Source organism: Enterobacter cloacae complex sp. P6RS (assembly GCF_014982245.1).
Taxonomy (GTDB): domain Bacteria; phylum Pseudomonadota; class Gammaproteobacteria; order Enterobacterales; family Enterobacteriaceae; genus Enterobacter; species Enterobacter bugandensis.
Genome location: NZ_JADCLB010000019.1, coordinates 41,429 through 63,439, shown reverse-complemented (window position 1 = coordinate 63,439; position 22,011 = coordinate 41,429). Strand labels below are relative to the sequence as shown.

Here is a 22,011-nt window from a genome sequence, read left to right as displayed (position 1 = left end):
GTTGAGTATAGACAACGGGTGTGGCGCGCTCGTCTCAGGGTGGTATAACTGATAGCAGGCTTAGCAAAAGGGGAGTGACTCATGTCTGACCATCCAACCATTGCGCTGATCGGACCCGGTGCGATTGGCACCACCATTGCCGCGGTGTTGCATGACGCTGGCCGCACGCCGCTGCTGTGCGGACGCACCGCGCATCCGGAATTACGCCTGCGTTACGACGAGGGGGAAACGGTTGTGCCCGGTCCGGTATTCACCGATCCGTCCGTCATTACTCGCCCCGCAGATCTTGTTTTTGTGGCGGTAAAAACGACGCAAAATTCCGACAGCGCCGGATGGCTGCGCGCGCTGTGCGATGAAAACACCGTGGTCTGCGCCCTGCAAAACGGCGTAGAGCAGAAGGCGCAGCTTGAGCCTTTGGTCAGTGGCGCAACGGTGCTGCCGTCGGTGGTCTGGTTCCCGGCGCAGCGCGAGCCGGATGCCTCCGTCTGGCTCCGGGCGAAGCCGCACCTGACGCTGCCGGACGTTCCGCAGGCGCAGCGGGTGGTCGAAGCGCTTCGTGATACGCGCTGCGCGGTTGAGCTCTCGGAAGATTTCGCCACCGTCGCCTGGCGCAAGCTGCTGCAAAACGCGGTCGCCGGGCTGATGGTGCTGGCCAACCGCCGCGCCGGGATGTTCAGGCGCGAGGATGTCAGCGAGCTGGCGCTGGCCTACCTGCGCGAAGGGCTGACCGTCGCCCGCGCTGAGGGGGCGAAGCTGAACGATGACGTAGCGCAGGAGATCCTGGCGAACTTCCAACGCGCGCCCGTGGATTTGGGTACGTCGATTCTCGCTGACCGCCAGGCGGATCGCCCGATGGAGTGGGATATCCGCAACGGCGTCATCCAGCGCTACGGCCGCAAACACGGCATTGCGGTGCCCATCAGCGACGTGGTGGTGCCGCTGCTGGCGGCGGGGAGTGAGGGGCCGGGTTAACGGCCACTGTTTTTCAGTTCGGCAAAGTAATGGGCGGCCATGCTGCCCATCGCTTTTCTAAACAAGGTGATAAACGCATTCATACCTGAGAGTGGCGGCGAAAGGGAGGGAAGGCGAAGGGCGGTGGATATGAATTTCTGCTCTTTGGCAAAAGCCGACATTGTCATTTTAGATTAATATGTCAGCTACCTATAATGACGCTTTCATATTTTTGATGACTTTTATTAAATACTGCTAACCCAATTGTCATCAGTCTCGCTATCCACCGCCATTGTATTGGTTAATCCGCAATCATTATCTATACAGTCTTTTCACTAATGGTTCTATAGATGATGAATAACAAAACTCTCTATTTATATTGTCTATCAATTCAAAAACTTGATCTTCGACCTCATAGTAATCATTTCTAGGCAATCGAGGCTGAATTATTCCAAAATCTCGAAGCAACGTTGTGATTTTATTTTGATGTTTTACGTAAGAGAAAGAACCTGATTTGGCTTGTGAACAGGCAGTATTTGAATCACTTATGGTACTGTTTATTTTTAAAATCAGATTGCAGTAGTCTTGAGATATGGATGTAGAGCCAGAACGAGACTTATTAAAAATAATATTATACCATTTGAATATGTCAAATGAAGATGCAGATAGACGATCTCTTTTATTTATTTCGTATGATAAGTACTCTTGAAATATCTTAAAGTGCGATATATGGTTACCGAGGGCTGACACGCTGACACTATTGGTATATCCAAGTAACGCAACAATTATTCCACCTATGCTAGCCACTAACCCCAACAATATAAAAGTTGCTTGCAATATTAATATTGACTGTGAGTAACCTTTAGTGAAATTTAAAATGCAGGAATTATGAAAACAAAAATCCCGTCTAAAAAAACCTTCCTGCATTCCAGTTGAAATAAATGAAATCACAAAAAGTATCGTGCCTAAAGAAATAATGGTAATCAAACATAAAAGTAAGTTTCTAAGAGCATGTGAATCTATTTTTTTAAGAAGGAGATAATTTTTAAAAAAATCTTTCATTATTTTAACCTGAGAGTTATTGTATGTAGCTAGGTTTTATAAGTTTTGTTTTATTGCGAAATACAATTGCTTCACGCACAAAGGTTCGTTGTAAAATATTTATGCGCTCATGTACTCTATGATATCTTTTCCAATACCAATAAGTATCATGCTTGCCTTTATGAAAATCATCTTCCAGGTTGGCTAAGGAAATAGACACTCTATCAAGATCTTTTTTTGAAGGTAAAGGGAATAATTTAAAAAGTCTATTTACTAAGCTTTCATATTGAGAGTGATTTACTCGCTTAAGTTTATTGACTCGGCCCATGCATCTGTTGAAGTCCTTTCTATAAGCATGTGTAGTACGATAATTTCGTTCAGCGGCTAAGCTTTCAATATTGCGCACGGATGCTCTAATTCGTTTTGCCTCGTCAGAAGGGAGACGAGGTTCGGAAAATGAAACACGCAACCCGTGAACCGTTAATGGAGTGGTCGACGTATAATACTGTTGAGTTTTTTTTAAATTAACAGGTAAGTCTTTCTCATGTAGCATATTAATAATAATATCTTTTGCGTATGAAAAGTCATAATTAGATACTGTTGATGATACTGTTATATCATCAACTAAGCGAGTATACCTTAAGTTCTTTCGAGATAACCTATCAACAATCTTCCATTCGACGTCATATAGGCATAAGCAGGATAAATAGCTTGACGTTAAAGCTCCCTGCACTAAATGCCCTTCATAACAGCAGATATTTGTCAGAGCCTTTGTTACATCATCGCTAAAAAAGAAAAAGTTAGAGAAAATACGTTCAATGTGTATTGATTGAACATTATCGAAAAAATTTTTAATATCTACTTTTAAAAGGCTTTTCGATTGGCAATGAACTCGCGCACATGCAATGTAATCTTTTTGTTCTATATCCTCATCCAAAAACTGATTCGGAATTGAGCCAAATAGATACGACGCCCAAATAATAGGCGGGTTCTTTTTTTCTCGTCCTTTTGGAGTGTATATATTAAATATTCTCCTGTTTATACGACGTTGAATTTTTCTAATCAATGATTTTGGATTATAAACACTCCTTGTAGTACCATCACTTTTTTCAACTTCGGAAGGAGTATATCTTTCTTTATCAGGAATTGATAACGCTGTTTCAAGTTCGGCTCTTGTTATACTCAGAGTAGAACATAATGAATCAATGGAGTTTATTGCGGAGACAGTATTCTTTTTAGTATGGCGTATATGAAGAGACATAATAATCCTTTATACAATATAAGCTCGATCACCTCAAATAAAGAGGACTGGGGGTTATGTTGCTTTTATCGGCTATAACTGACAACTGCCATAATCCCCATGATCGAGCTTACCGTCCAACTCTACTCTGCGTAGCCGAGAGAGAGGCGTGCGTGGGGCCCTCTCCCGAATAGCTTAGTCAAACTAAGCGCCTTGCGGCATTAGTCAATTAAAGACAAGTAATCTCAGCCGATTGTTGCAAAAAAGCGGTTCGCTAATGCAGGATTATATATACACTCATTTGATATAACTGTCAAAGTTTTGCTGATGTTATTATACGCATACTAATTAATAAGTGTTTCTGATACAAAAACCTACCATTCCATTAGACCTACGCGTTGCTCCAAGTACGTATAGTGATTATATGCTTTACGAACCTCATTGTACGTTATCTGCATATACCGCCTCGATCACATCAGTATTAAATCCTGCTTCAATCAGAGCTGTGCTCGTTAAGTTGTCCGGAAGTGATAGTAAAAAGAATCACGAATGTCTGCTCTTCGCTCTTCACGGACATTCAACAAACAACGCTATTCTTTTAGTAAGGCCAAAGTCCTGCTTTTTACCCAGCAAAACCCCGGCCTCCCATCACCCGGCTCAGTGCGCCTGGATATACGGCTCCTTCACAAACTCCGCCAGCAGCCAGACCATATCATGCAGCAGCCCGGTGAGTTCTTTCGCCACGCTCGCAGGCAACGTCCCGCCCATCACTGCCAGCGTTAACGCCACGGCATAATCCACCTGTAGCACCGTTTCTTGCCAGCATTCCGGCACGCAGGATGCGATCTTTTCTCCCGCAATGAGTCGTTCGACCAGATACGGCGGAAGTTCCGAGTCACAACTCTTGCGCAGCCGTTTCAGCGCAGCCAGCAGTTGCTCGCAAAGGGTGGCAAAAGTCACCGCGTCGTCTGTTTCAACCAGCACGCTCACATATGCAGTGCAGGCATCAGCGAGTTCAAAGAGATCCGCAGACTCAGGCAGTTGCAGGTGGAGAAGGTGATGAAGAGCGCTTTCTTCAGTAAGCGCGTAAGAAAATCCAGGGATAGTAGCCATAAGGCATCCTCTTTATGCAAAAAATATTAACCGCCCGATGAGTTCCTACGCTCAGAGGGGGTAGCGCTGACGGAGGTAGGAATACCGTGCATAAAGAAAAACGGCCAGCCTTTCGGCTGCTCCGCCAGCGCCACCGTGATTCTAACGGGATATGCGCTGCCGCGACAAAAATATCGCTTTATGCTAACGGGTTCCTACGCCCGGCTGCGGATGTGCCGCAACGCAGGCACTTTAAAACCGCGAAGAAAGGATGAAAAGGGATACCCCTGAATTACATAAGGTTGCTTGCAGGTTTGCGAGGCGGCTTCCAGAACGGCATTGCCGGGTGGCGGCTACGCCTGACCCGGCTTACAAAATCCAAAGCCCCAACAGCGACACGAACCGTAGGCCCGCGCAAGCGAAGCACCGCCGGGTACAGCCGCGCTGCCGTCACCCCTCGCTCAGCATCGTCAAAAACCGCTTCACCGTCCGCGAACGTTCGAAGCGCCGCCAGCAGAGCGCGATATCGGTATAAAGCTCCGGCGAGCGCAGCGCATGGTAGGTCACATTCGGCGGTGAAATGGCCGCCATGGATTTCGGCACCAGCGCGAACCCGCCGCCGGCGGAGACCATGCTCAGGGAAGAGGAAAGCTGCGACGACTGCAGCGCGCGCTGCACGTTTATTCCGGCCCGCTCGCAGCAGCCGTAAACCCGGTCATACAGACCTGGCGCGACCTCCTGTGGGAACAACACCACCGGCGTATCCCGAAGTTCCTCCAGCGCCAGATCGCCGCACGTCGCCAGGGGATGATCGCGATGCAGCGCCACCACCATTGGCTCCCGGTCGAGGATTTTTAATTCGAATACCTTGCTGCTTTCGCACGGCAGGCGCACAAAGGCGATATCCAGTTCACCCTCCGCCAGCATCGTGGTCAGCGACGACATGTTGGCTTCCACCTGGTGAACCTGCACTGCCATGTTCTGCACCTGAAACTGGCGGATCAGGGCGAAGATTTTGGGATGAAAAGCATCCGAACTGGTAATGCCAATCGACAGGCTGCCGTTCAGCCCGCGCGCAATGCCCCGGGCTTTCTCCAGCGCGGCGTCGCTCAGCGCCAGGATCTTACAGGCGTCCTCATAGAAGGCTTCTCCCGCTTCGGTCAGCTCCACGCCCCGCGTCAGGCGCCTGAACAGCGGCGTGCCCACTTCCTCTTCAAGCCGTTTGATCTGCTGGCTCAGAGGAGGCTGTGAAATACCCAGCGCGTTGGCCGCCCTGGTGAAGTGTCGCTCGCGTGCTACCGCGACAAAATAGCGCAGATAACGAAGTTCCATATCAAAAACGTCTCAAACCAGCATGGATTCTATATTGGAACTCTCTGCTGAATCGGGTCAACATTTATTTAACCTTTATAAATAAAGTTGAAGAGGACGAGCATGATGATGCATTCATCTGCATGCGACTGTGAGGCGAGTTTATGCGAGACCCTGCGCGGGTTCTCGGCTCAACATCCTGACAGCGTGATCTATCAGACATCGCTAATGAGCGCCCTGCTAAGCGGCGTCTACGAAGGGGAGACCACCATCGCCGACCTGCTGGCACACGGCGATTTTGGCCTCGGCACCTTTAACGAGCTGGACGGCGAAATGATTGCCTTCAGCAGCCAGGTGTACCAGCTGCGCGCCGACGGCAGCGCCCGCGCCGCGAAGCCGGAGCAAAAAACGCCGTTCGCGGTGATGACCTGGTTCCAGCCGCAGTACCGCAAAACCTTCGACGGGCCGGTCAGCCGTCAGCAGATCCACGACGTGATCGACCAGCAGATCCCCTCCGACAACCTGTTCTGCGCGCTGCGCATCGACGGCAATTTCCGTCACGCGCACACCCGCACCGTACCGCGCCAGACGCCACCGTACCGGGCGATGACCGACGTGCTGGACGACCAGCCGGTGTTCCGCTTTAACCAGCGCGAGGGCGTGCTGGTGGGGTTCCGCACGCCGCAGCATATGCAGGGCATCAACGTGGCGGGCTATCACGAACACTTCATCACCGACGACCGACAGGGCGGCGGCCATCTGCTCGATTACCAGCTGGAGAGCGGCGTACTCACCTTCGGTGAAATTCACAAGCTGATGATTGACCTGCCCGCCGACAGCGCGTTTTTACAGGCCAACCTGCACCCCAGCAACCTTGATGCGGCTATCCGCGCCGTCGAAAACTAACAGGAGTACTACCGTGAACAGTGAGAAACAGTCACGTCAGTGGGCGCACGGCGCCGATATGGTTGTCGGTCAGCTGGAAGCGCAGGGCGTGAAGCAGGTGTTCGGGATCCCGGGCGCAAAAATCGACAAGGTCTTTGATTCCCTGCTGGACTCCTCCATTGAGATCATTCCCGTACGCCACGAGGCCAACGCGGCGTTTATGGCGGCGGCAGTGGGGCGTCTGACCGGCAAAGCCGGGGTGGCGCTGGTCACCTCCGGACCAGGCTGTTCGAACCTGATCACCGGTATTGCCACCGCTAACAGCGAAGGCGACCCGGTGGTAGCGCTGGGTGGGGCGGTGAAGCGGGCGGATAAAGCGAAGCTGGTGCATCAGAGCATGGACACCGTCGCGATGTTCAGCCCGGTGACAAAATACGCCGTAGAAGTGAACTCCCCGGACGCGATTGCCGAGGTGGTGTCCAACGCGTTTCGCGCCGCCGAGCACGGCAGGCCGGGCGGGGCGTTTGTCAGCCTGCCGCAGGATATTGTCGACCAGCCCACCACGGGGGCGATTTTGCCCGCCAGCGGTCCCGCGCTGATGGGGCCTGCACCGGAATCCGCCATTAACGACGTGGCGAAGCTTATTGAAAAGGCCAAAAACCCGGTCATCTTACTCGGCCTGATGGCCAGCCAGCCCGCCAACAGCGCCGCGCTGCGCAAGCTGCTGGAGAAAAGCCGTATACCGGTCACCAGCACCTACCAGGCCGCCGGGGCGGTGAATCAGGAGCACTTCACCCGCTTTGCCGGACGCGTCGGCCTGTTTAACAATCAGGCGGGCGACCGGCTGCTGCATCTGGCGGATCTGATTATCTGCATCGGCTACAGCCCGGTGGAATACGAGCCGTCCATGTGGAACAGCGGCGACGCCACGCTGGTGCACATTGACGTGCTGCCCGCCTATGAGGAGCGCAAGTATGTTCCCGATCTGGAGCTGGTGGGGGATATCGCCGCCACGCTGAACCTGCTCGCCAGCCGCATTGAGCACAAGCTTGAACTGAGCCAGCGCGCCTCGGAAATTCTGGTGGATCGCCAGCATCAGCGGGACCTCCTCGACCGCCGCGGCGCATCGCTTAACCAGTTTGCCCTGCATCCGCTGCGCATCGTGCGCGCCATGCAGGACATCGTGAACAACGACGTGACGCTTACCGTCGATATGGGTAGCTTCCACATCTGGATCGCCCGCTACCTCTACAGCTTCCGCGCGCGTCAGGTGATGATCTCCAACGGTCAGCAGACTATGGGCGTGGCGCTCCCGTGGGCGATTGGCGCGTGGCTGGTCAACCCGGGGCGCAAAGTGGTGTCGGTCTCCGGCGACGGCGGCTTTTTGCAGTCGAGCATGGAGCTGGAAACCGCCGTACGCCTCAACGCTAACGTGCTGCACATCATCTGGGTGGATAACGGCTACAACATGGTTGCCATTCAGGAAGAGAAAAAATACCAGCGTCTTTCCGGCGTCGAGTTCGGCCCGGTCGACTTCAAAGCCTATGCCGACGCCTTTGGCGCGAAAGGCTTTGCCGTGGAGAGCGCCGACGCGCTCGAACCCACGCTGCGCGCGGCAATGGATGTGGATGGCCCGGCCGTGGTGGCCATTCCCGTCGACTACAGCGATAACCCGCTGCTGATGGGCCAGCTCCATCTCAGCCAGATTTTGTGACTCAACATAAGGACAGAGAAATGCAAAAAGTTGCTCTCGTAACCGGCTCAGGCCAGGGGATTGGTAAAGCGATTGCGCTTCGCCTGGTGAAGGATGGGTTTGCCGTCGCCATCGCCGACTATAACGAGGAGACGGCGAAAGCGGTCGCCGATGAAATCATCCGCAGCGGCGGGAAGGCCGTCGCCGTGAAGGTGGACGTCTCTGACCGCGAGCAGGTGTTTGCGGCCGTGGAGAAAGCCCGCACCGAACTGGGCGGCTTCAACGTTATCGTCAATAACGCCGGGGTGGCGCCGTCCACGCCGATCGAATCCATCACGCCGGAGATTGTCGACAAGGTCTACAACATCAACGTGAAAGGGGTGATCTGGGGCATTCAGGCCGCGATTGACGCGTTCCGCAAAGAGGGACACGGCGGCAAAATCATCAACGCCTGCTCCCAGGCGGGGCATACTGGCAACCCGGAGCTGGCCGTCTACAGTTCCAGTAAATTTGCGGTGCGCGGCTTAACCCAGACCGCCGCACGGGATCTTGCTCCGCTGGGGATCACCGTTAACGCCTACTGCCCGGGCATCGTTAAAACGCCGATGTGGGCGGAGATCGACCGTCAGGTCTCCGAGGCAGCGGGTAAACCGCTCGGCTACGGGACCGAGACCTTTGCCAAACGCATTACGCTTGGCCGCCTGTCCGAACCGGAAGATGTTGCCGCCTGCGTTTCATATCTTGCCGGGCCAGACTCTGACTATATGACCGGCCAGTCTCTGCTCATCGATGGTGGGATGGTGTTCAACTAAATTCTAATAAGCTCTGACATGAGTTTTCCCCTGCCCCCGTGCAGGGGCTTTTTTTTGTCTCCTCCGCCATTGTGCATTACACTGCGCGCTGCAAAACTTTAGTCATTACGATCTGACAGGCGGTAACAGCGATGAACGGTACAATCACAACGTGGTTTAAAGATAAAGGCTTTGGATTTATCAAAGATGAAAACGGCGACAACCGCTATTTTCATGTGATTAAGGTCGCGAACCCCGATCTGATTAAAAAAGACGCTGCGGTGACCTTCGAGCCAACCACCAACACCAAAGGCCTTTCCGCGTATGCGGTGAAGGTGATCCCCGAAAGTAAGCACCTCTATATTGCAGGCGAGCGCGTGAAGCTCACCTCGATCAAATCCTTCGTGGTATTCAGCGAAGAAGAGCCCGTTGATACCAAAATCGACAAAGAGAACGCGGTGCTGTCGGTGGGTCTGCTGATGAACAGCATCAAACCAAAATCCGACAAGAAGCCGGGCGAAATGCGTACGGTGAAGAAGCTGGCGATCACCACCTTCCAGAACACGACGATGATCTTTACCGAAGATGAAATCGACATCGACGCGACGGTTAAGCTGCTGAAGTAATTTTATGCCGGGTGGCGGCGATGCCTTGCCCGGCCTGCAAAACTTAACCCATTCTGTGCTCGCCCCGTAACATCGCCTCACGGTCAAACACCTTCTGGATCGCCCCGTGCGCCATAAACGCTGCCCGGTCGGACATATGGGCAATCACGTCCGCGTCGTGGCTCACCAGCAGATAGGTCATCTCATGCTCGGCCTTCAGGCGGTTAAGCAGGTTCAGGATTTCCGCCTGCACCGACATATCCAGCGCCGAGGTCGGTTCATCCAGCAGCAGAAGCTGCGGGCGCAGCAGCAGCGCCCGGGCAATGGCAACGCGCTGGCGCTGGCCGCCGGAAAGCTGGTGCGGGTAGCGCCTGCCCGCGTCGGCGGAAAGTCCCACCTGCTGCAGCGCATCCGCCACCTTTTCCGCAACCTGCGTTTCGCCGTGTAGGCTTAACGGCTCCGACAGGGTGCGCGCAATGGTGTGGTTTGGATGCAGCGAGGCCCACGGATCCTGAAACACCATCTGCACGTTGCGGCGAAGCTTGCCTTCAAAGCGGCGCCCTGGCGTTAACGTTTCCCCCAGCAGGGCAATACTGCCGCGCCACTCGCGCTGTAGCCCTGCCAGCACGCGCAGAAGGGTTGATTTGCCGCAGCCGGATTCGCCAATCAGGCTGAACGTCTCGCCTCTCTCTATGCTAAAGCTGGCGGCAGAGACCGCCGTTTTTTCCCCGAAGGTGACCTGCACCTGGTTAACCTCAACGAGCGCCATCGCTGGCCTCCTTCCACGGCTGCGAACGATCGAGCGTCGGCAGCATCTGTCCATAAGTATGGGCGTCTGGACGACAGGTCCACAGGGTGCGCGTGTACGGATGCGTCGCCTGCGGAAGCCGGCTTGCCGCCATCTCATCGACCTTTTCACCCTGATACATCACCAGCACGCGGTCGCAGTGCTCCGCCACCAGCGGCAGATCGTGGCTGATTAACAGCATCGCCATCTGGCGTTCTTCGCACTGCTGCACCAGCAGCTCGAGGATCTGATTGCGCAGGCGGGCGTCCAGCGCGGAGGTCGGTTCGTCGGCAATCAGCACCTGCGGGTTGTTGATCAGCGCAATCGCAATCATCACCCGCTGGCCCATGCCCCCGGAAAGCTCGCCGGGATAGCGTGACAGCACGTTCTCGTTCAGCCCGACGGCGCGGATGATGTCGTGAATGCGCGCCGCACGCTCCGGGCGCGTCAGGCGCTGATGCAGCGTGAGCGCCTCATCAAGCTGGGCGGCGACGCTTTTCACGGGGTTTAGGGCGTAGCGCGGGTCCTGCAGGACCATCGCAATCCCGTTGCCGCGCAGCGCCTGCCAGCGGCGGGCGTTCAGGGTCAGCAGATCGTTGCCAAGCACGTTGAGCCGGTTCGCGCTCACGATACCGGGTTTACGCACCAGACCCATCAGGGCGCGGGCGGACATCGACTTACCGGAGCCGGATTCCCCCACCAGCGCCAGCCGTTCGTTGCCAAGCCGAAAGCTCAGGTTGTTGACCACGCGCGCGGCGGGGTAGTCGATATTCAGCGCATCGACGATGACGCGGTGTTCAGTCATGCTGTGGCTCCAGTACGTCGCGCAGGCCATCGCCCAGCAGGTTAAACGCCAGGCTGGCAAACAGGATGGCGCCGCCAGGAATGGCGGCAATCCACCACTGGTCGAAAATCACCTGCATGCCGTCGGCGATCATCGCCCCCCATTCGGCCATGGGCGGACGCGCGCCGAGGCCGAGGAAGCCGAGACCGGCGGCAGCCAGAATAATCCCCGCCAGATCCAGCGCCAGCCGCACAATCGCGGACGGCAGGCACAGGGGCAGAATATGGCCGACCAGCAGGCGCAGGCCGCGGATCCCCATCATCTCCGCGGCGGCCAGATAATCGCTGTGGCGTAGACGCTGAATCTCGCTTCGCGCCTGACGGGCGTAGGCGGGCCAGGTCGTTAAGGCCAGCGCCAGCGCGCCGTTGACCAGCCCCGGGCCAAGCATCGCCACAAACGCGAAGGCGAGGATCAGGCGCGGCATCGACATCACCACGTCGGTAAAGCGCATCAGGATACGCTCCACCCAGCCGCCGTAGTAGCCGGACAAAATGCCCACCAGCAGCCCGGTGGGCAGGGTAATGACCGTCACCAGAGCCACCAGCCCGAGCGCCGGACGGGTGCCGTAAATCAGGCGCGAGAGCAGATCGCGCCCGTAGCTGTCGGTGCCCAGCCAGTGCCGGGTGCCAGGTGCCTCCAGGCGCGCGGCAGCGTCCTGCCAGTTCGGATCGACCGGCGCCAGCCAGGGCGCGAACAGGGCAATAAACACCAGCAGCGCGAGGCCAGTCAGTCCGCAAACGGCGGCAGGGGAGCGGCGCAGGCGGCGTAAGAAGAGATAAAACGGCATCAGCGCACCCTGGGATCGGTCGCCCGCACAAGCAGGTCAGTAAGGTTATTGATCAGCACAAAGCAGACGCCAATCAGCAGCGTACCGCCCATAACCGCGGTCGTGTCTCCGGCGAACAGGGCGGTGGTGAGATAGCGTCCAATGCCCGGCCACGAGAATACGGTTTCGGTTAATACCGCCCCTTCCAGCATGCTGGTATAGGCCAGGGCGATCACCGTCAGCAGGGTGCTGCGAATGTTCGGCAGCACGTGGCGCAGCAGAATGGCCATCTCCCCGGCACCCTTGGCGCGGGCAAGCAGGATGTACTCCTTGTTCATTTCGCTGAGGCAGGCGGAGCGGGTCAGGCGGGTAATGCTTGCCAGCGAGTAATAGGCCAGCAGCAGCACCGGCAGCACCAGGTGGCTGATGGCGTTGCGGAATGCCTCGCGATCGCCGGAAAGCCAGGTGTCTATCAGCGCAAAGCCGGTGCGCGGCTCGACGGTGAACTGCCAGATATCGTCCAGCCTGCCGGGGCCTACGCTCCACTGCAGCTTCGCGTAGAACAGGGCCAGCATCAGCAGGCCAAGCCAGAAAATCGGCACCGAGTTGCCGAGAAGGGTAAGCGTTCTGATCGCGACATCGAGCGGCGAACCGGCGTAGCGGGCGCACAGCACTCCCGCCGTCACGCCGAGCACGGACCCAATGATTAACGCCAACGTCGCCAGCTCCAGCGTCGCGGGAAAGGCGTGCAGCAGATCCTGCAGCACCGGCTGCCCGGTGGCGCTGGCGGTGCCTAAATCACCGTGGACGAGATTTTGCAGATAGTGCCAGAACTGCACGGGTAGGGGACGATCCAGCCCGAGCTGGTGGCGAACCTGATCGTACGTTGACTGGCTGGCGTGATCCCCGACGATCTGCAGCACGCGATCGACCGGGGAAAACGCCGAAAGCGCAAACGTGACGAGCAGCAGCCCGAAGAGCGTCAGCAGCAGGGTCAGCAGACCCTGAAGCACGCGGGTGGAAAGATGTGGCATGGGAAATCTCTTCATGCCGGGTGCGGCTTCGCCTTACCCGGCCTACAAAAACCGAGAACACAGGCCGGGTAAGCGCAGCGCCACCCGGCAACAAGGGCTACTTCGTGACGCGATCGTACCAGACCATATCCGCGTTCAGCCCCTGCTGATACCCCTTCACGTTATCGCGCACCGCGATCTGGGTTTTGCCCTGATCGACGAACACGTACGGCGAGCTCTGCTGCAGCTGTTCCTGCATCTTCTTGTACAGATCCAGACGCTTCGCCGGATCCGGTTCGGCAACCGCCGCCAGCGTGGCCTTGTTCAGCTCCGGGATTTTCCAGCCGTTCAGACCGGCCACGGTGCTGGACTTCCCGTCGTTCCACGCGAAGGCGCTGGCGTTTGAGTGCGCATCGAAGTAGTCCGGGATCCACAGACGAATCGCCGCCTGATGCTGCTTAGCGCGCACGCGGGCATAGACCTGGCTCCCGGCGGCAGGCAGCAGATCCACCTTCACGCCACCCTGAGCAAAGCTCGCCTGCATCGACTGGGCAATAGTGATAAACGGCGGCTTGTTCTCCACGTCCAGCGTGAAGTGCGCGTCCTTAATGCCCGCTTTGGCGAGGATTGCCTTCGCTTTTGCCGGATCAAATTTAAACGGATTGTCTTCCAGCGCGCCCGGCAGGCCGACCGGCAGGAAGCTCTGGTGAACAAAATACTGGCCTTTCAGCAGGTTTTTAGTGATGCCGTCATAGTCGACCAGCCAGCGCGACGCTTCCCAGAACGCCGGGTTGTTCAGCAGCGGATTGGCGCTGTTGCCGGTGTTAAACACCAGGTAATTCTGCTCGGCGGACGGAATGCTCAGCACCTTCACGCCCGGCTTGCCGTTCAGGGCGCTAATCTGGTCTGCACCCAGATCGCGCGCCACGTCCGCATCCCCCTGCTGGATCAGCAGGCGGCGTGAAGCCGGATCGGGAACGTTCTTAATGATGATGCTTTTCAGCTTCGGCGCGCCGCCGGGGGCGGAATCGTTGGCTTCCAGCACGATGGCCTGATGCGGCTGATAGACGCGCATTTTGAACGCGCCGCTGCCCGCAGAGTGCATTTTCAGCCAGGCGTTGCCGAAATCGTTATCCTTGACGTTTGCCGCGACCTGCTTTTCATCGACGATGGAGGCTATCGGCGTGGAGAGGATATTCAGCGCCACCGAGGGGCTAACGTCCGCCGTCCAGTGAAGCTGGAGAGTATGATCGTCCACCTTTTTCAGCTGGCTGGCGATGTTGCTCGCGTCCCAGCCCAGCACGTTGAGGATAAAGGCCGGGGATTTGTTCAGCGTCACGGCGCGGGTATAAGAGAAAATCACGTCTTCCGGACGCAGCGGGTTGCCGGAGGCGAATTTTGCATCGGGTTTAAGCTTGATGGTCAGGGTTTTTGCTGCTGCATCCGCGTCCCAGCTTTCTGCCAGAACCGGCGTGATTTTTTCCGGATTATCGCGGTCCGGCTGCACCAGACGCTGGTACAGGCTCGGCACGGTCTGGATGCTGGAGAGCTCGTTGGCTTCGGCCGGGTCGAGGCTCACGATGTCATCAAGACCCTGAGCAACCACCAGCGTCGTCGGCGGCGTAGTGGCGTGGGTAGCGCCTGAGAGCGCAGCCAGCATCAGTAACGGCAACAGTTTTTTTGTCATAGCGATCCCTGAGAAGAATATATTGTGATTGTTTTATGCTCCGCTACGTTAGGTCGACTCCACATTTCTTCAAAGTCGAAATTCTGCTTTGCTTATGCCATGCGGATATATCGCATGCGGCCTGGTTATTAAACGCCTCTCTTTTCGCCGCCCTTTTAACCTGCTATAACAAAATCCTTACCTTTCAGGGAGTCACCCCCGTGCCCGAAATCAATCAATATGGTCAAACCGTTAACGATCTCGTCCCGGACTGGAAGTGCGCGCAGGTATTAACCCGCACGGCGCTGACCGGGCAGTATTGCCGTCTTGAGCCGCTGGACGCCGGGCGTCACGCGGCGGATCTCTTTGAGGCCTACGCGCTGGGCGACAACAGCGACTGGACGTGGCTCGCCAGCACCCGGCCTGAAAGCGTGGAAGCCACCGCGCACTGGGTGTCCGGAAAGGTGATGGATGATGATCTGGTGCCCTTCGCCGTGATGGATTTACGCACTGAAAAGGCGGTCGGGCTGGTGAGCTATATGGCGATAGAGCGCTTTCAGGGCTCGGTGGAGATCGGCCACGTCACCTGGTCGCGCAGGATGAAAGGCACCCGCATCGGCACCGAGGCGGTGTGGCTGCTGCTGAAAAACGCCTTTGACCACAAATACCGACGGCTGGAGTGGAAGTGCGACTCGATGAATACCGCATCGCGCAGCGCCGCGGAGCGGCTTGGATTCGTATGGGAAGGGCGCTTACGCCAGCGGCTGGTGCGGAAAGGCCGCAACCGCGACAGCGATATGCTTTCTATTATTGATGGCGAATGGCCGCAAAGAGACGCGGAGCTGCGCGCCTGGCTGGCGGCGGCGAATTTTGACGAGGAAGGACGGCAGATAAAGCGGCTTGAGGCGTTTCGGTTATAAGTTTTTATGTAGGGTACAGCCCAACCACGCGGCTAATCCGCGGAAATAGCGATTTCAATCAGGTTGGTTTTTCCGGACTGCAGGCCGCGCGTTACCGCTTCGGCGATATCCGCTGCCTCGGTCACCCGGCAGCAGTGGACGCCCATGGCGGTGGCCAGCGACTGAAAATCGATATGCGGGTTCACGAGGTCCATCCCGATAAAACGGCCCAGCCGCGTTGAGCTGTAGTCGGCCTGGCTCTTCATAAAGTTTTTCAGGATGTTGTACTCCCTGTTATTCATGACGATAAAGGTGACCGGCAGATTTTCGTGTGCTGCCGTCCAGAGCGCCTGCGGCGAGTACAGGGAGGCCCCGTCGCCGATCAGGCAGACCACCGGCTCCCGTCCGCGTCCCAGCGAATGCCCCACGGAGGCAGGCATCCCCCAGCCCAGTCCGCCGCCGCGCATAAAGTAGTAGCGCTGATGCTGCTGGTCAGAGATGAACCGGCGGACATGCCTGGCGGTCGCTATCGCCTCATCAACGATGGTGGTACCCGCCGGAATGGAGCGGATGACCTCCCAGGCTGCGACCATCGGCGAAAGGGCCGGGCGAAGCCGCTCGGCGGCCAGACGTTCTTCCTGCAACTGCCACTCCTTCTCACGTTCGTCGCGGGCCGCCACCAGCAGCTGCTGGTGGGCCAGCGTATTGGCGATCAGGCGCTGCTCAAGCTTCGGCAGCAGTTCGTGCAGGGACAGTTTGATATCCCCCATCACCGAAAGGCGAGTGGCATAGGTGCGGCCAAGCTCGTGCATATCCGCCGAGAGCTGATACACCGCGCAGGTTGCCGGAATGGCCTCGCCTTCGCTGTACAAAATGGTGATCAGGCTTCTGCCGCCGATGATAAATACGGCATCGTAGGCATTGATGACGCTGGCGATTTCGCTGGCGGTGGTGGGCATATTGCCCCGCCAGAGCGCGTGCTGGGTGGGAAATGGCAAATTCAGCGGCCAGGAGGAGCCGTAGACGTGGGCACCGAGCGCTTCCGCCAGCTGGACAATTTCCTGCGTCGAGCCGCTGGAGTGCACCTCATCGCCCGCCACAATCATGATCCTGCCCGGCGCGATCTCGCTGAGCGCCTCCGCCAGCTCGTCCAGCGAGCCCGCAACGGTGTGGTAGTTTACTCTCGACGCCGTCTGTATCCCGGCGTCGCTCAGCTCTTCCATCACGTTCATCGGCAGGGAGAGCAGCACCGGGCCGCCAGGAGGATAGCTGGCAGCGTGAAACGCGCGGCGCACCAGCACCGGGAGCTGGTCGGCGCTGGTGACCTCCTGCGCCCACTTCATGACCGGAGAGCCGATGGAAACAATATCATCATACAGAAGCGGGTCGCGGACGTAGTGTCGCGTATCCTGCTGTCCAACGGTCACCACCAGCGGGGTTTTCATAATCCGCGAATTAATGAGATTCCCCATACCGTGCCCAAGGCCGCTGGCGGTATGCAAATTGATAAAGCCCGTTTTGCCGGAGGCTTTCGCATAGCCGTCGGCAATCGCCACCACGGTGCTCTCCTGAAGCGCCAGAATATAGTGAATATTTTCATGGCGAAGCAGGGCATCAATGAGCGGAAGTTCGGTGGTGCCGGGGTTGCCAAAAATATATTCCACGCCTTCACTCTCCAGCACTTCAAGAAGAATATCGGCACCCGTTCGCATATTGAGATCTGATAAGGACGTTAATGATTTAATCATAATGACACCTCATTCAGCATTATTTAACGCAGGCTAAAATTCTTCCTGCGTTGGACGCACAACAATTTCATTAATATCAACGTCGCCAGGCTGTTCTATGGCAAATAAAACCGCGCGGGCAATTGCGTCAGCCGGAATAGCCTGCTTATAAAACTCATGGAGAAATTTTTTACTCTCTTCGTCAGAGCTGCCGAATTGCAGTTCGCTTTCGACGGCACCGGGCGAAATAAGCGTCGTGCGGATAGTTTTACCTGCCTCCTGACGTAAGCCTTCGCTCAGCGCGCGGACGGCGAATTTCGTGGCGCTATACACCACGCCGCCAGGGGCCAGCACCTTGATGCCCGCAACGGAGGCAACGTTAATAAAATGCCCGCTACCCTGACGCTGGAACACCGGGAGCGCGGCAGCGATGCCGTACAGCACGCCCTTCAGATTGGTATCAATCATCTTGTCCCATTCGTCGGTTTTCAGCTCGCTAAGGGGGGCGATAGCCATAAAGCCCGCGTTATTGATCACCACATCCACGCGCTGGTATGCGGCAACGGCAGCGTCAATGGCGCGCTGCACCTCTTCCTGACGGGTCAAGTCAGCCTTTACGGCAATCGCCTTGCCGCCCTGCTGAATAATCTGATCCACCAGGGCATTAATTCTGTCCAGACGGCGCGCCACCAGCACCAGCGAAAACGCGTTATTCGCTAAATGGAGGGCAATGGCCTGACCAATACCGCTGCTGGCACCGGTGATGACAACCACCTTGTTTGCACTAATATTCATGATCTTATCTCGCTATTGAGTGATGCAAAAAATAAAAGGCAGAGAAGCGTTAATGAATAATGACAAATTCATTAATGCGGTTTTTGATATATTCTGTATCGGGAATAAAATGATGTTCGTTTAAAACTTAATGGAGTACGGAAGCGTCTGTCAATGTCGTTTTTTAATAATTAAATTAATTGCAGGCCTAATATTTAATTCTTATAGGTAACCGAGAATAGTATATAAATAAAAGGGGGGAACGATAGCGGCCCTGTAAACAGGGCCTGAGGATTACAGTTTGCCACTGTAAAGCACCGGGCCTGTGGGGAGGCCGGTGGGCGATCCGCCCTCTGGTTCAAGGCTTATGGCTATCGTGGCGTCAGCAGGGAGCGTTGCGTTCCTGAGGGTGACGCGTGTGGGGATGTCGTTATGCAGCAGCCCCATGGATACCGGCGCCTGCCCGCCTGGGATCAGCCAAAGCTGCAGGCTGTGTTGCGCGGCGACAGCTGTCGGTCGAAGCGGGGCAATGCTCAGGTGCTGGCGGCTGGCGTCCGCGCTGACGACCCACTGCCCGTGCTGTTGGGCATCGTTGAGTACCATCAGCGGAGCGAGTTCCGGGGCTCGGGTGGCATACCAGGCAACGACCGTCAGGGCTGCGAGTGAGGCCGCAACCATCCAGCCGAGATAAGGGCGACTTTGGCGTAAAGGCTTTTTGGGCGGCAGGTCGAGGGCGATTCTTTTCCACACCGTCTCGGGTGGAGGGACGGGCACAAGATGACTATCCAGCGTGCTGAACATGTCCTGCCAGTACGCCACGCGGGCGGCCAGAGCCGGTTCACGGAGGACCCTTTTCTGGAACTGAAGCCGCGCTCCTCCCCGCAGCGTGCCGAGGGCATACTCTGCTGCCAGCATGTCGTCGCGTTTTTCTGCGTCATTCATAGCCCCACGCACTCCCGAAGATGATCCATTGCCCGGCGTATCCAGCTTTTCACCGAGCCTACAGGCTGCTGGAGCCAGTCGGCAATGTCGCTGTGAGACATTCCCTGATAGTAGGCGAGCGTAATGCTCTGGCGCTGCTCGCTGCTCAAATGTTCGAGACAATGCCTGAGCCGCTCTGCCTGCGCATCGTCGTGCCAGTTATTCTGCTCATCGTTCTCGCCGGGCAAAAGCGCTTCGTTATACGGCGACTCGCGGTCGGCAGCGCGGGTTTGCCCGCTGCGCAGCCAGTCAATACAGCGATTGCGAACAATATGCGTAAGCCAGGTCATCGGGGTGCTCAGTGCAGCGTTGTAGGTTTCGGCTTTACTCCAGACGGTGATAAAACAGTCGTGAAGGATCTCTTCTGCCCACGCGCGGTCGCGCAGCATGCGCAGCGCGACGGCAAACAGGTGTGGCGATGTGAGTCGATAGAGTTGTTCAAATGCGCGGCGATCGCCGTTTGCGACCGCCTGCATTAATTTCTGCTGCTGTTCTGCCAGCGCGTTATCCATGTTTTTCCCGGAAGGTAACGTCACACTTCCGAAGTATAGACAACTACTTAGGCATCAGGACGGTATCAATTACATCGATCACGCCGTTTTTTTGATGAACGTCATAGGTGCTAATGTTCGCCACATTGCCTTTACCGTCCTTAAGCTGAATGTTGTGCGGGCCGTTGCTCATGATCCACAGCGGCTGACCGTTAACGGTCTTCAGCTCCGCGTGTCCGCCGCCCTGTTTAATTTTCTGCTCCAGCGCCTTCATATCGTAATTACCGGCGACCACGTGATAGGTGAGGATGCTGGTGAGCGTGGCTTTGTTTTCGGGTTTGACCAGGTTCTCGACCGTGCCGGCAGGCAATTTCGCAAACGCCGCATTGGTCGGCGCAAATACGGTGAAGGGCCCTTTGCTCTGAAGCGTATCCACCAGTCCAGCCGCTTTGACGGCGGCCACCAGCGTGGTGTGATCTTTCGAGTTCACGGCGTTTTCAACGATATTTTTGCTCGGGAACATTTCCGCTCCGCCTACCATCACGGAGCCTGACGTCATGGCGGCTGATGTGCCTGCACAGAAGAGTAAAGCGCTGGTGGCGAGTGCAACACGGGTTAGCTTTTTCATCATCTTTCCTCGGTTTAGGGAGCAAAGGGATTGCTCACATATGCATATACGAGGGGAGGGGGTGAACTGGATGCAGGAAAATAAAAATAAATTTTGGGTGGGAAGCCCTCTCCCGTATGGAAGAGGGCCAGGGGGAGGGGAAATATCCTCAGCGTCTGACCGGCGCCCCGTTGGCCACATAATACGCCGCCGTGCTCTTCGCCAGCGGCTCGCGCCCACGGATCGCGTCGGCAATCTTCTCGCCGATCATAATGGTGGTGGCGTTCAGGTTGCCGGTGATGATCTGCGGCATAATCGATGCATCCACCACGCGCAGCCCCTCCAGCCCGTGAACGCGGCCTTCGCCGTCGACCACCGCCATCTCGTCATAGCCCATCTTGCAGGTGCCGCACGGGTGGAAGGCTGTTTCGGCGTGGTTGCGCACGAATTCGTCCAGCTGCTCATCGGTCTGGCAGTCAATACCCGGACTGATTTCGCGGCCGCGGTACTTGTCCAGCGCGGGCTGGTGCATGATCTCGCGGGTGATGCGGATCGCGTCGCGAAACTCCTGCCAGTCCTGCTCGTGGGACATATAGTTGAACAGGATCGCCGGATGCTGGTGCGGATCGCGCGACTGGATGCGCACGTGTCCACGGCTCGGGGAGCGCATGGAGCCGACGTGGCACTGGAAGCCGTGCTCTTTCACCGCGTTCGAGCCGTTGTAGTTAATCGCTACCGGCAGGAAGTGGTACTGAATGTTCGGCCACTCAAACTCCTCGCGGCTGCGGATAAATCCGCCTGCTTCGAAGTGGTTGCTCGCACCCACGCCGGTGCCGCCAAACAGCCACTCCGCGCCAATCTTCGGCTGGTTCCACCACTGCAGGGCAGGGTAGAGGGAAACCGGCTCCTTACATTCATACTGGAGGTACATCTCCAGATGATCCTGCAAGTTTTCTCCCACGCCGGGTAAATCATGCACCAGCGGGATATCGAACTGCTTCAGCAGCTCAGCGTTGCCCACGCCGGAACGCTGGAGGATCTGCGGTGACGCAATGGCGCCTGCGCACAGGAGGACTTCTTTATTCGCCGTCGCTTTTGACGGAATGGTGCTCTCGCCTTCCAGCCACTCAACGCCCACCGCGCGCTTGCCCTCAAAGAGGATGCGATCGGTCATGGCGTGGGTGCGGATGGTCAGGTTAGGACGTGGTTTTGCCTGGTCCAGATAGCCGCGCGCGGTGCTGGCGCGTCGGCCCTGCGGCGTAACCGTGCGGTCCATCGGGCCGAAGCCTTCCTGCTGGTAGCCGTTGAGATCGTCGGTGCGCGGATAGCCCGCCTGCACGCCTGCTTCCACCATTGCTTCAAACAGCGGGTTTACGCCCGGCTTAGAGGTGGTGACGCTCACCGGGCCGTCGCCGCCGTGGTAGTCGTTCGGCCCCACGTCGCGGGTCTCTGCCTTGCGGTAGTAGGGCAGGCAGTTGAGGTAGCTCCAGTGCTCCAGACCCGGTTCTTTCGCCCAGTTGTCCAGATCCATCGCGTTGCCGCGCACGTAGCACATGCCGTTGATCAGCGACGAGCCGCCCAGCCCTTTGCCGCGTCCGCACTCCATGCGGCGGTTGTTCATGAAGGGCTCTGGCTCGGTTTCATACGCCCAGTTGTAGCGCTTGCCCTGGAGCGGGAAGGCCAGCGCGGCAGGCATCTGGGTGCGGAAGTCAAAGCGGTAGTCCGGCCCGCCCGCCTCAAGCAGCAGGACGGTGGTGTTCGGATCTTCAGTCAGTCGTGTAGCCAGTACGTTGCCGGCAGAGCCGGCCCCGATAATGATGTAGTCAAATTGCAAATAAACCTCCCGG

23 protein-coding genes and 1 pseudogene are annotated in these 22,011 nt (G+C 56.8%); 6 read left to right on the top strand and 18 right to left on the bottom strand.

Annotation, left to right across the window (positions count from 1 at the left end; all coding sequences use genetic code 11):
* Nucleotides 1–81 precede the first annotated feature (81 nt).
* On the top strand, nt 82–972 hold the full coding sequence (locus INF73_RS13690; RefSeq protein ID WP_193542842.1) for an oxidoreductase: 891 nt from the start codon (nt 82–84) through the stop codon (nt 970–972).
* Here the strand turns inward: INF73_RS13690 and INF73_RS22080 are convergent.
* The 7 genes and pseudogenes from INF73_RS22080 to INF73_RS13660 all read right to left on the bottom strand — a co-directional run bounded on the left by INF73_RS22080 (nt 969) and on the right by INF73_RS13660 (nt 5,656).
* Entirely contained in the window at nt 969–1,133 is a 165-nt protein-coding gene (locus INF73_RS22080; RefSeq protein ID WP_226858962.1) for a hypothetical protein, read from the bottom strand. The two genes, INF73_RS13690 and INF73_RS22080, sit on opposite strands and share 4 nt — an antisense overlap.
* A 133-nt stretch (nt 1,134–1,266) precedes the next feature.
* Complete coding sequence (locus tag INF73_RS13680; RefSeq protein WP_193547299.1) at nt 1,267–2,013, bottom strand: retron Ec48 family effector membrane protein; 747 nt, start codon at nt 2,011–2,013, stop codon at nt 1,267–1,269.
* A gap of 16 nt (nt 2,014–2,029) precedes the next feature.
* The gene (locus INF73_RS13675; RefSeq protein WP_193053041.1) at nt 2,030–3,253 is read right to left on the bottom strand and encodes a reverse transcriptase family protein; all 1,224 of its coding nucleotides are present in this window, start codon (nt 3,251–3,253) and stop codon (nt 2,030–2,032) included.
* A gap of 353 nt (nt 3,254–3,606) precedes the next feature.
* Nucleotides 3,607–3,751: pseudogene (locus INF73_RS22075) on the bottom strand (integrase); the annotation flags it as partial.
* A gap of 138 nt (nt 3,752–3,889) precedes the next feature.
* A complete protein-coding gene (locus INF73_RS13670; protein ID WP_193542184.1) occupies nt 3,890–4,345 on the bottom strand; it encodes a hypothetical protein in 456 nt (151 codons plus the stop codon).
* A 26-nt stretch (nt 4,346–4,371) separates the two neighbouring features.
* Entirely contained in the window at nt 4,372–4,479 is a 108-nt protein-coding gene (locus tag INF73_RS22285) for an ash family protein (RefSeq protein WP_223603752.1), read from the bottom strand.
* 295 nt (nt 4,480–4,774) lie between these two features.
* Nucleotides 4,775–5,656 carry a LysR family transcriptional regulator gene (locus INF73_RS13660; RefSeq protein ID WP_193542182.1) on the bottom strand — a complete coding sequence of 294 codons (882 nt, stop codon included), beginning with the start codon at nt 5,654–5,656 and terminating at the stop codon, nt 4,775–4,777.
* 105 nt (nt 5,657–5,761) lie between these two features.
* Between INF73_RS13660 and budA the strand changes: the two genes are divergently transcribed.
* The 4 genes from budA to INF73_RS13640 all read left to right on the top strand — a co-directional run bounded on the left by budA (nt 5,762) and on the right by INF73_RS13640 (nt 9,630).
* Nucleotides 5,762–6,541 (top strand): acetolactate decarboxylase, encoded by a 780-nt coding sequence (gene budA / locus INF73_RS13655; RefSeq protein ID WP_028012263.1) that lies wholly within the window; start codon nt 5,762–5,764, stop codon nt 6,539–6,541.
* A 13-nt stretch (nt 6,542–6,554) separates the two neighbouring features.
* Nucleotides 6,555–8,234: an acetolactate synthase AlsS gene (gene alsS, locus INF73_RS13650; RefSeq protein ID WP_048956937.1), complete on the top strand. Its 1,680-nt coding sequence runs from the start codon at nt 6,555–6,557 to the stop codon at nt 8,232–8,234.
* Between the two features lie 20 nt (nt 8,235–8,254).
* On the top strand, nt 8,255–9,025 hold the full coding sequence (locus INF73_RS13645) for a (S)-acetoin forming diacetyl reductase (RefSeq protein WP_041910982.1): 771 nt from the start codon (nt 8,255–8,257) through the stop codon (nt 9,023–9,025).
* A 131-nt stretch (nt 9,026–9,156) separates the two neighbouring features.
* The gene (locus INF73_RS13640) at nt 9,157–9,630 is read left to right on the top strand and encodes a cold-shock protein (protein ID WP_119915160.1); all 474 of its coding nucleotides are present in this window, start codon (nt 9,157–9,159) and stop codon (nt 9,628–9,630) included.
* 43 nt (nt 9,631–9,673) lie between these two features.
* Here the strand turns inward: INF73_RS13640 and INF73_RS13635 are convergent, their stop codons facing one another.
* From INF73_RS13635 to INF73_RS13615, 5 genes are all read right to left on the bottom strand, one after another.
* On the bottom strand, nt 9,674–10,378 hold the full coding sequence (locus INF73_RS13635) for an ABC transporter ATP-binding protein (protein ID WP_047367678.1): 705 nt from the start codon (nt 10,376–10,378) through the stop codon (nt 9,674–9,676).
* Nucleotides 10,365–11,201 carry an ABC transporter ATP-binding protein gene (locus INF73_RS13630; protein ID WP_136486433.1) on the bottom strand — a complete coding sequence of 279 codons (837 nt, stop codon included), beginning with the start codon at nt 11,199–11,201 and terminating at the stop codon, nt 10,365–10,367. Before INF73_RS13630 ends, INF73_RS13635 begins: the two co-directional genes overlap by 14 nt.
* Nucleotides 11,194–12,027 (bottom strand): ABC transporter permease, encoded by an 834-nt coding sequence (locus INF73_RS13625; protein WP_193542180.1) that lies wholly within the window; start codon nt 12,025–12,027, stop codon nt 11,194–11,196. Before INF73_RS13625 ends, INF73_RS13630 begins: the two co-directional genes overlap by 8 nt.
* On the bottom strand, nt 12,027–13,040 hold the full coding sequence (locus INF73_RS13620) for an ABC transporter permease (protein ID WP_193542178.1): 1,014 nt from the start codon (nt 13,038–13,040) through the stop codon (nt 12,027–12,029). Before INF73_RS13620 ends, INF73_RS13625 begins: the two co-directional genes overlap by 1 nt.
* A gap of 97 nt (nt 13,041–13,137) precedes the next feature.
* Complete coding sequence (locus INF73_RS13615; RefSeq protein WP_193542176.1) at nt 13,138–14,706, bottom strand: ABC transporter substrate-binding protein; 1,569 nt, start codon at nt 14,704–14,706, stop codon at nt 13,138–13,140.
* 200 nt (nt 14,707–14,906) lie between these two features.
* Between INF73_RS13615 and INF73_RS13610 the strand changes: the two genes are divergently transcribed.
* Nucleotides 14,907–15,605: a GNAT family N-acetyltransferase gene (locus INF73_RS13610; protein WP_193542174.1), complete on the top strand. Its 699-nt coding sequence runs from the start codon at nt 14,907–14,909 to the stop codon at nt 15,603–15,605.
* Between the two features lie 32 nt (nt 15,606–15,637).
* Here the strand turns inward: INF73_RS13610 and INF73_RS13605 are convergent, their stop codons facing one another.
* From INF73_RS13605 to betA, 6 genes are all read right to left on the bottom strand, one after another.
* Nucleotides 15,638–17,332 (bottom strand): thiamine pyrophosphate-binding protein, encoded by a 1,695-nt coding sequence (locus INF73_RS13605; protein WP_045260745.1) that lies wholly within the window; start codon nt 17,330–17,332, stop codon nt 15,638–15,640.
* A gap of 33 nt (nt 17,333–17,365) precedes the next feature.
* Complete coding sequence (locus tag INF73_RS13600; protein WP_193542172.1) at nt 17,366–18,106, bottom strand: SDR family oxidoreductase; 741 nt, start codon at nt 18,104–18,106, stop codon at nt 17,366–17,368.
* Between the two features lie 273 nt (nt 18,107–18,379).
* A complete protein-coding gene (locus INF73_RS13595; protein ID WP_028012274.1) occupies nt 18,380–19,027 on the bottom strand; it encodes an anti-sigma factor domain-containing protein in 648 nt (215 codons plus the stop codon).
* The gene (locus INF73_RS13590) at nt 19,024–19,578 is read right to left on the bottom strand and encodes an RNA polymerase sigma factor (protein ID WP_126326960.1); all 555 of its coding nucleotides are present in this window, start codon (nt 19,576–19,578) and stop codon (nt 19,024–19,026) included. Before INF73_RS13590 ends, INF73_RS13595 begins: the two co-directional genes overlap by 4 nt.
* Nucleotides 19,579–19,621: 43 nt before the next feature.
* Nucleotides 19,622–20,185 carry a fasciclin domain-containing protein gene (locus tag INF73_RS13585; protein WP_193542193.1) on the bottom strand — a complete coding sequence of 188 codons (564 nt, stop codon included), beginning with the start codon at nt 20,183–20,185 and terminating at the stop codon, nt 19,622–19,624.
* A 148-nt stretch (nt 20,186–20,333) separates the two neighbouring features.
* Nucleotides 20,334–21,998: a choline dehydrogenase gene (gene betA, locus INF73_RS13580; RefSeq protein ID WP_028012277.1), complete on the bottom strand. Its 1,665-nt coding sequence runs from the start codon at nt 21,996–21,998 to the stop codon at nt 20,334–20,336.
* Between the last annotated feature and the right edge of the window lie 13 nt (nt 21,999–22,011).